This window comes from Okeania sp. SIO2F4 (assembly GCF_010672385.1).
Lineage (GTDB): Bacteria > Cyanobacteriota > Cyanobacteriia > Cyanobacteriales > Microcoleaceae > Trichodesmium.
This window is the reverse complement of sequence record NZ_JAAHGT010000376.1, coordinates 1-8,664: the sequence shown is the minus strand read 5'-3', so window position 1 is coordinate 8,664 and position 8,664 is coordinate 1. Positions and strand designations below refer to the sequence as shown.

Genomic DNA, 8,664 nt, shown 5'->3' with positions numbered 1-8,664 from the left:
GGCTGTCCAAGAAATTGTCAATAGAATCGAGCAAACCTGGGAAAAAGCCTATGAAAATTACTTTGGTGCAAATCTCTCAAGTTTTACCTTGACTGCTGAAACTATTGCTAAACAACTTTATCTATGGCAATCTCAAACTGAGAAAAACCCTGCCGTTATCTGGGTATGGCCTCGCAAAAAACAAATACAATTAGTGTTAATTACTCCCAATCAAATACCAGTTATATACAGTATTACTGATGCCGAGCGAAAAACTGTATTAAATACAGTAAAAATATTGGCTGGGGAAATCATAGATCCAAGAATGCGTCACACAAAATCATATTTAAAACCAGCTCAAAAACTTTATCAATGGATAGTAGCTCCCATTGAGTCAGAATTGGAAAAGCAAAAAGTAGATACTATTCTTTTTTGTTTAGGACCTGGTTTACGCAGTTTAGCATTATCCGCATTACATGATGGAGAAAAATTTCTTATAGAAAAGTATAGTATTGCTCTGATTCCTGCTTTTAATATGATTGAAACTGAGTATAATCAGAGAAAAAATATGCAAGTATTAGCAATGGGAGCATCAGAATTTATCGACCATCAATCTCTACCTGCCGTACCAATAGAGTTAAAACAAATCACACAAAAATTGTGGCAAGGAGAGGCATTTATTAACCAGGATTTTACAATTGAAAATTTACAGCAGCAACGACAAAAACAAAAATTTGGAATTATTCATTTAGCTACTCATGCTGAATTTAGGTCAGGCAAACCAAGTAATTCTTATATTCAATTTTGGCAGAAAGAAAAACTGGAATTAGACGATATTAGAAATTTGCAATGGCATCAACCTAAAGTAGAGTTATTGGTATTAAGTGCTTGTAAAACTGCAGTGGGAGATCGACAAGCAGAATTAGGTTTTGCCGGGTTAACTGTGCAAGCTGGAGTGAAATCTGCCCTGGCAAGTCTTTGGTATGTTAGTGATGTGGGAACTTTGGCTTTAATGAATGAATTTTATCAACATTTTCAAAAAATTATACTCAAAGCTGAGGCACTTCGACAAGCACAAATAGCAATGTTAAAAGGGAAAGTAAGTTTGAAAAAAGGTGAATTATCTGGTTCTAATAGTCGAGTAAAATTGCCACAAGAATTAGAAGAATATACAGATGAAAATTTATCTCATCCCTATTATTGGGCAGCTTTTACTATTATTGGTAATCCTTGGTAATATCCAAATTTTTAGCGTTCGACAATTTAGGATATGACCCGAAAATAGATTCTCAAGCCTCGCCCATAAGCAGACGACTTTTTAGTTACTTTTGTTTTAATAAATAAGCTTTTTCTCAACTAAACTCATAGATAAATCAAAAATTAATTAGGGTTTGCGCTTATCAAGCTAAAAGTCGTATGGCAGCTCAGGTAATAGAGCTTTTTATATTCATTAATTCTCCTAGTTATGGGCTGCTTATTTGCCTGAAAATACTGAGACTTTCTGCTGAAATTCAAGAAAATCTCTTCACATAAAAATTGCCGAAACCTTTGCCTGTTACCCCCATCTCCGGGTCTCCGCGTCCCCGCGTCCCCGTGTCCTTCCCTGAGCAACCAATTTTTTCAGCAAGCCCTAATTATAACTTCCTCCTGTGGCCACTTTTACCTGCCACTTAGCCATATAGATACTTCTACTTTCAGGTTTATAGTGTAATATTATATTTTAGCTTTTTATAATCAAGAATCATTCCGAAATAGTTTATGCCCCTATCAGTTGGAACAACAGAAGCAGCATTTCTCCTGAATATTTCTACCGCTAGACTCAGATTACTTTTAAAGCAAGGTCGGGTTGTTGGGGCAGAAAAAGAAGGCAGATTTTGGACAATTCCTCTAAATAGTCGAGGAATGCCAGAAATCACCCCTGGTCTTCGAGGTCCACAGGGTACTTGGAACAAAGGACAGCGTACAGGCAATACCTTTATTCATATTGTACGAAGAGTAATTGACGCTAACCGAGACCACGGTACTAGCGATCCAGCTATTTCTGTCAAGCAAGGCGATCGTAATGATAGATGCCACGAAGCTGAAATAGTAGGGCCTTGCAAAATCGTCTACCGACCTCATAAGCCAAATCGTGGTCAGGCTGGCGGAGCTAGGCTTTGGATTGAGGTTGAACCTCACGTTAAAATTATCCGTAAAATCTTTCCAGATTGGGAAGCGTCGGAACCACCTACTGAATCGGTTGAAGCGTTGGCGGAGCCTAGTAGTAGCTACATCGCCACCGAGCATAACCCCAACACTATTGCTATTGCCTAGCCTCAACCAGCACAAATTTTTCCTATCTTACTACTACTGCCCTGTTAATTTTTACTCTAGGGCTAAGTTTTACTATGTTTAGGCTTTGGATAAATTGTGAAATTTTTTCAGAATTAGGGGAAAAAACTAATTTTTCCTAGACAAAAAGATTAGGATTTCAGAAATTTTCGTTTTTTTTCTTTCTTAAGATAACAAATATTTGTTTAATCATAATATTGAAACTCAAAACACATTAGTAATCCGCAACATTTTTGGCATTTTAGTCGTAAAACTTAATAAGTGTGAAGTTAAAACTCTGCTTTTAAATCTCTTCCCATTAAAGCTTCCACAGCTTCTTCGGGAGTAATCTTACCATTCAATAATAAAAAAACTTGACTAGAAATAGGCAGAGAAATTTCCTCTCGATTAGCAATATCAATTAAAACATTTGTAGTATTAACACCTTCAGCAGTACCAGGTAATTCCTCTAAAATTTCCTCCAAACTTTTACCTTGAGCTAAACCATAACCAACCCGATAATTTCTACTCAAAGAACTACTACAAGTTGCCAACATATCTCCTAAACCAGATAACCCAAAAAAGGTTTCAGTTTTTCCGCCTAAATGAGTACCAATACGAATAATTTCTGTCAAAGCACGAGTTAATAAAGCTGATTTAGCATTAGTACCAAGTTCCAAACCATCACAAATTCCACTAGCAATAGCAATGACATTTTTTAAAGTTCCACCTAACTCTGTACCTATTGGATCGGAACTACTATAAACCCGAAATAAACCCGAAGCAAAAATATTTTGTACGGTCGTTGCTGCTGGCTTATTTTTACTAGCAACTACCGTTGCAGCAGGTAATCTATCGTTAATTTCTTTTGATAAATTAGGACCGGATAAAACTACCACAGAATTATTAGGAAAATTAGCTTCCCAAATCTGAGAGGGAGTACGAGTTGTTTCTGGATCTAATCCTTTTGTAGCAGTAACAATAATTACTTTTTTTGGTAAACCAATCTTTTTAATTTTTTCAGCAGTTTCATTAATTCCTTTCATAGAAATTGCCGAAACTATTATATCAACATTCTTTAGTACCTCTTCTAAAGTCACATTTAAGCTACGAGACCATAAACGTATTTCATGTTGATTATGAGCTGCTAATTTTGCTAAAGCTGAACCCCATGCACCTGCACCTAGAATTGCTAAAGTTGCTTTTTCAGTTGATATTGGATAAGCAGATTCTAGAGTTCTAATAACTTCTCCTCTTTTATTAGCTTGAGATATTTTATTTGTCATAATTTATTGATTTAATCTATTCATAAGTTTTCAGCTATAAAAACCATATTTTTGTTACAGGTAAAAAATATATTGGAATTAGGGAATAGGTATAATAGACATCTCCAGAAATCAAGTTTTAGCTTGGGAATTACAAGGGTTTAAAACTAATTATCGGAGAGGTCTCATAGTTGAAAAAATTTTATCTAATACATGAATTTTAGGACTTATGCAAAAAAAAACGATTTATGCAATAAATCCTTATGGAGTTTTACCCCAAAAAGACTAGAATAATTTTTGGCTATGTCATTAAGGGTAAAAATTGACGGAACTAAATTTATGTCAAATTTATTCGGCTCAAGAATTTCCCTGACTTCATTCCAGAAAGTATCACAAGTAAATATCTTTTTTAAATTTGCTATAAAGGGGATTTTTTCTGACATCATTCTACTTCATTAAACTAAGACTAATAAATGAGAATTTTATTATCTACAAAAGTCGAACATCAACAGATAATACCAAATCTCAAAAATTTGCTATATATCCTGAAAAAATATGTTATGTAGTAGGTTTTAGCTATGAGAAAATTCAGGAAAAATCCTCAAGTATAAAGTAGTTGTCACGAAGCAGCATTAATGGATGATAAATGGTATAAGCAGACAAAATGTTTAGTCACAATCAAGCATAGGATGTCAAAATTACTTTGAAACTTTCCTCTTTCTACAAGTCGGTTTGCTTAATAGAGTTTCCTAGGCCATCAAAAAAAATTAAATACACACAAATTGTGCAATTTTAAGAGAAAATTGTAATAACCCCCTCAAATATAAATGTATAGGAGAGATGTCTAATGATATTCGGTCATCGATTACCCAAAATATTAGCCCCAATATTAATCAGTCTATTACTACTAACATCTGCTTGTGGCGGAGCTAAACAACCTAGTCGTTTCGACCAGGCCCAACAACAAAGCAAAACAGAACGTCCCTCCCAAGCCAAACAAGTCTCCGGTGGCAGTCTTAATAAATACTTCCCATCCTCCAGTGGCGACTATAAACTCAACTATGCTCAAGAGAAAAAAGGCTTTGCTCAAGCAAGTCTTAAAAAAGATGGTAAAGAAGTAGCAGTCATGTCTATCAATGATATCTCTGCTTCTCCTACTGCAGCCAACAAATTCCAAAATAGCAGCAAAAAAATCGGAGGATATCCAGCAGTAGAACAAGGAAAAACTACTACTGCCGTATTAGTAGATAATCGTTTTCAGGTAAAAGCTCAATCAAAAGACCCCTCATTTACACCCAGCGATCGCGAAGCATGGCTGAAAAAATTCAATCTGAGTGGTCTATCTAGTCTCAAATAGAAAAGAGGGAATAGGGAATAGGGAATAGGGAACAGGGGGAAAGAATTGATAATTTCTGTACGATAATTGATTTGATTTTTTATTGTTGGAGATGTCTAATAAAAAAATTATGCCCCAACACTAAAAAAAACTGTCTTCCTCCATTAACTTTATAATCTTTAACCAAGAAATTAGGTCTTAACCCTCCCCTAATTCTAGGGAATCAAAAAGGAAATTTCAGATTTTCTTGCCTCCAACTTCAGCCAGAGGTACTGATAACTGATAACTGATAACTGATAACTGAAATTAAGGAGCCTGAAATGAGCAAACCAATCTTTGAATTAGTAGATGAACTGCCCTCTGACAATATTACAATTAAAGCTTTACGCGCTTTAGACTTTGTTGTTCCTGGAGAGTGGGATAACTTGGTAGGATTTGAAAATACTATCCGCACTGTAACAGGAGAAGACGACGAAGAGCTAATTCAGCAAATAGGCGATCGAGCTGTAATTCTCTTCAATGACAAAGCTCAAGGATATCAACGTGCTTTGTGGCTCTACCAAACTGTCAGTGGAGCAGGTCGTGCTTTAGGTGCAGCTACTTTGGCTAATATGGTTGGAGATAAAATACCTCTGGTCGGAGGTTTGTTAACTAGCCTTACTCCTAAACCGGGAAAAGCCCAAACTATCGATCTATCTCTAAAAGTAGTTGCAGAATTATTAGGTTTCTGTTCCATCAATGGCATTCCTGGAGATAGTATTGGTGATTTTGTCGGCGCTCTGGGAGATTATAGTGGAGAATCTTTGATGCGGTTAGCAGCCTTAGTTTGTTTTGATGGTTTAATTCCATTAGGACCAGATTTTATAGGTGCCGCTGCTGAGTGGATAGAGGGACTTTCCCCCTCAGACTTAGAAGAAAATCAAGGTTTCCGGGAAATGGAAGATACTATTCCAGGGGATGATAAAGATAGTAAGTTGGGCTTTATTGGCGAAGCTTTCGGTTCTGTTTCGAGTTGGATGGGAGATTTTGTCAGCGAGCGAGGCATTACACCAGAAAATGTGGCCAATAGCTTGCAAAGTTTCGTAGAATTTAGTGATGATAAATTGGACTATTTGGCTGCATTCCTAGATGTAAGTACCAATTATTATGAACATACAGGAGTTCAAACCCTCGCTCGTCGTTTAATAGAACGAGCTTATGCAGAAATTTAAGTAAGGAAGCATTTATGGCAGAAGAACAAGAAGCTAAAAAAACTGAAACTAAGCCTGCTGGAGGTAAGGTCAAAAAAGAAAAGCCCCCTGCTTTGGAAGATAAGCCTTTTGCTGAGTTTGTGCAGCAAGATTATTTGCCAGCTTTACAACAAGCTCTCACTCAGCAAGGTATTGACGATCTCGATCTAAACCTAGTCAAGCAAAAACTACCTATGATTGGCTTTGGTTCATCTGAAGAATGTTGGCAAGTTGTAGGTAAGTTTAAAAAAGGCCAGCGTCAATTCAATGTCTATTTCCCCAAAAAAGATATTAAAGGCCCTAGAGCTTTCTCTTGTGCGGATAATGGAGCTAAACCTGCTACCTTGGAACCTTTTTTAATTGATGAGCGTAAAATTACTCTGAACTTATTGGTGTTTGGTGTGATTCAACGTCTGAATGCTCAAAAGTGGCTTAGTTTAAACTAAATATTTAAGGTAGCAGATGCTCTGTGTGTTTCTGCTACCATCAATTTATTTCCCCATTGGCCTCGAATAATTTTGTTAAGGTCGACGTCTGCTTCTAACAAGCAGGCATGGCCACTATTGGGAAGAATGACCATTTGAGCTTCGGGCAAATACTTGACTAAAAACTTAGCTTGTGATAGTGAAGGAAAAATTCTATCCGCAGCACTAGCAATAACTAATACAGGCTTTTTTAAACTTTTTAGTTGATTCTTATTTACTTGGAATGAGCGCATTAACTCAAATCGCCAGATAGCAGTCTGTTGAGAAACTGACTGCATGGCCTTCAGCAAGGCCAGGCGTTCGTCTCGTTGCATCCGACCCAGAGCCGCTAAAAAGGGCAAAGTTCCTGTTACAGATAACTGATATAAAGAGGTCGGTAGGTATTGGGTCAGATATGAGCCATATTTGACTAAAGGTTGTTGACTGAATGAAGTAGCTGAATTAACTAAAATTAGTTTGTCCAATAATTCAGGAGCATTGAGGGAAATTTTTAGTGCTAAACATCCTCCAAATGATTCTCCACATAAGTAAATAGGTCTTTTGGGTACTGCTTCTTGTTCAAGAGAAATTAAGTTTATTGTTCTTTCTGATAAGCAATCCCAACTCGATAAATCATTTTGTGGGATGCTGAGACAGCGAATATCAAAAGCAGTTGATAATCTGGAAAGTTGCGATCTTAGCAATTTACCTGTGCCATCCATTGCAGGTAGGAAAATGAATAGAGGTAATTCCGGTTGAGAGGCAGTTGGCCTTAAAAAACTAATTTTACTACTTGCCACTTGCATGATTGAATACAGATAGAAATTAGTAATGATTGATAAATTAATAACTAATAGTTGAGATATCTCAGCAACTTCTCATTACTCTTATACTGTGATGAGATTTTTATGGTTTTGTGATTAACCTAATTATTACTTAATAATGGCTTAATCTTGACTTGCCTAACATGATAATTACCAAATCAAGTTATTTAATTATTAAATTTGCACAGGAGCAAGAGCAATTTTGTGTTTTAGTTTCTAGAATAAAAATATAAGGCATCAACCCAAAACAAACCAATATTCAAGAATTAAACACAGCCTTCTGTCAGTAAGTTAGCAATTTCTTGGCTAATATAATTAGTTATATTTTTGACTAAATTTTTAGCCGATTTCTCTTGATATTGCTAACGGTGGGAAGCTCTAATTGAAAAATGGACGGCCAAACATGATATGAGAGAGTCGATCAACTATTATTATCAGGATGCCATCTAGGTTAATTAAACAAAGGTTCTGAAAGGTCAAAAAAACTTAGTAATTTCAAAGGTATTCTTGAAGAGATTAACTGCTCATTATGAAAAGCTATGAACTACTGGTAATATTACCTAATATTGCCAGATTTGATAATGGCGCTCGAAGAGCTAAATGAGCAAATCCTCTTTGAAAATACCAATAAAATTAGGAGGGGTAAATTTTACGATATGTACAGCTCATTTTGGAAACACTCCTACAACTAAGTCATAAGTTGTTTTTGTAACTGGGATTTTGATCGACCCTCCAAAAACATTTCGCCTTAAAAGGTGGGATTTTAGACCCAATCCTGTTTGATAACACAGGTAGTTGGGTCATATAGTGATGACTGGCAAATAATATGGAACAATTGATGCTGTGAGAAACAAAGAGTCCATAAAACTATGATAGTTGCTGACAACTAGCACAACTTCTTAAGAAGGAATCGAGTCTCCATGATTAATCAAACCTCTACTACCAATACAATATTATAGTAGCTAAGAAAAACGGGAAATTAACTGTACGCTATGTGCTTGGCTCCCCATTTTTCCTGCAAGTAGAGATTCAATTATAGACTCTGAATAAATATATATTCTGTAAGAATAATAACATCAAAATACCAATAATTAAAATTTCTTTGAGAAATTATCAAAGAACAATACAACAGCATTACTGTTAGGGTAGGGGATATTGTTAGAGATCGGAAGAGCTCCGTGTAGGGAAAAAGGGTAGATCTCGGTAGTCGCCATATCATTAAAAAAAAAATAAAAAAAAAAAATTAATACAAATAAT

Annotated in this window: 7 protein-coding genes; 5 read left to right on the top strand and 2 right to left on the bottom strand. The window is 35.8% G+C overall.

Going from position 1 to position 8,664, the window contains the following annotated elements; translation table 11 throughout:
• Both F6K22_RS22005 and F6K22_RS22000 read left to right on the top strand, forming a co-directional pair.
• Nucleotides 1-1,216 (top strand): CHAT domain-containing protein (locus tag F6K22_RS22005; RefSeq protein ID WP_293102692.1); only part of this gene is annotated, 1,216 nt, incomplete at its 5' end.
• Between the two features lie 521 nt (nt 1,217-1,737).
• The gene (locus F6K22_RS22000; protein WP_293102689.1) at nt 1,738-2,292 is read left to right on the top strand and encodes a DNA-binding protein; all 555 of its coding nucleotides are present in this window, start codon (nt 1,738-1,740) and stop codon (nt 2,290-2,292) included.
• Between the two features lie 287 nt (nt 2,293-2,579).
• On the opposite strand, the gene F6K22_RS21995 is transcribed toward F6K22_RS22000, so the two are convergent.
• Complete coding sequence (locus tag F6K22_RS21995; protein WP_293102686.1) at nt 2,580-3,575, bottom strand: NAD(P)H-dependent glycerol-3-phosphate dehydrogenase; 996 nt, start codon at nt 3,573-3,575, stop codon at nt 2,580-2,582.
• Between the two features lie 826 nt (nt 3,576-4,401).
• On the opposite strand from F6K22_RS21995, the gene F6K22_RS21990 reads away from it, so the two are divergent.
• From F6K22_RS21990 to F6K22_RS21980, 3 genes are all read left to right on the top strand, one after another.
• On the top strand, nt 4,402-4,911 hold the full coding sequence (locus F6K22_RS21990; RefSeq protein ID WP_293102684.1) for a hypothetical protein: 510 nt from the start codon (nt 4,402-4,404) through the stop codon (nt 4,909-4,911).
• 299 nt (nt 4,912-5,210) lie between these two features.
• Nucleotides 5,211-6,101 (top strand): hypothetical protein, encoded by an 891-nt coding sequence (locus F6K22_RS21985; protein WP_293102682.1) that lies wholly within the window; start codon nt 5,211-5,213, stop codon nt 6,099-6,101.
• Between the two features lie 14 nt (nt 6,102-6,115).
• Entirely contained in the window at nt 6,116-6,565 is a 450-nt protein-coding gene (locus tag F6K22_RS21980; protein ID WP_293102679.1) for a DUF2996 domain-containing protein, read from the top strand.
• On the opposite strand, the gene F6K22_RS21975 is transcribed toward F6K22_RS21980, so the two are convergent.
• Nucleotides 6,562-7,389, bottom strand: a complete 828-nt coding sequence (locus F6K22_RS21975; protein WP_293102677.1) for an alpha/beta fold hydrolase — start codon at nt 7,387-7,389, stop codon at nt 6,562-6,564. The genes F6K22_RS21980 and F6K22_RS21975 overlap by 4 nt on opposite strands.
• Nucleotides 7,390-8,664 lie beyond the last annotated feature (1,275 nt).

Excerpts from the sequence above, each read along its gene's own strand:
- F6K22_RS22000 (WP_293102689.1), top strand. The coding sequence starts at position 1,738 with ATGCCCCTATCAGTTGGAACAACAGAAGCAGCATTTCTCCTGAATATT.
- F6K22_RS21995 (WP_293102686.1), bottom strand. The coding sequence starts at position 3,575 with ATGACAAATAAAATATCTCAAGCTAATAAAAGAGGAGAAGTTATTAGA.
- F6K22_RS21990 (WP_293102684.1), top strand. The coding sequence starts at position 4,402 with ATGATATTCGGTCATCGATTACCCAAAATATTAGCCCCAATATTAATC.
- F6K22_RS21985 (WP_293102682.1), top strand. The coding sequence starts at position 5,211 with ATGAGCAAACCAATCTTTGAATTAGTAGATGAACTGCCCTCTGACAAT.
- F6K22_RS21980 (WP_293102679.1), top strand. The coding sequence starts at position 6,116 with ATGGCAGAAGAACAAGAAGCTAAAAAAACTGAAACTAAGCCTGCTGGA.
- F6K22_RS21975 (WP_293102677.1), bottom strand. The coding sequence starts at position 7,389 with ATGCAAGTGGCAAGTAGTAAAATTAGTTTTTTAAGGCCAACTGCCTCT.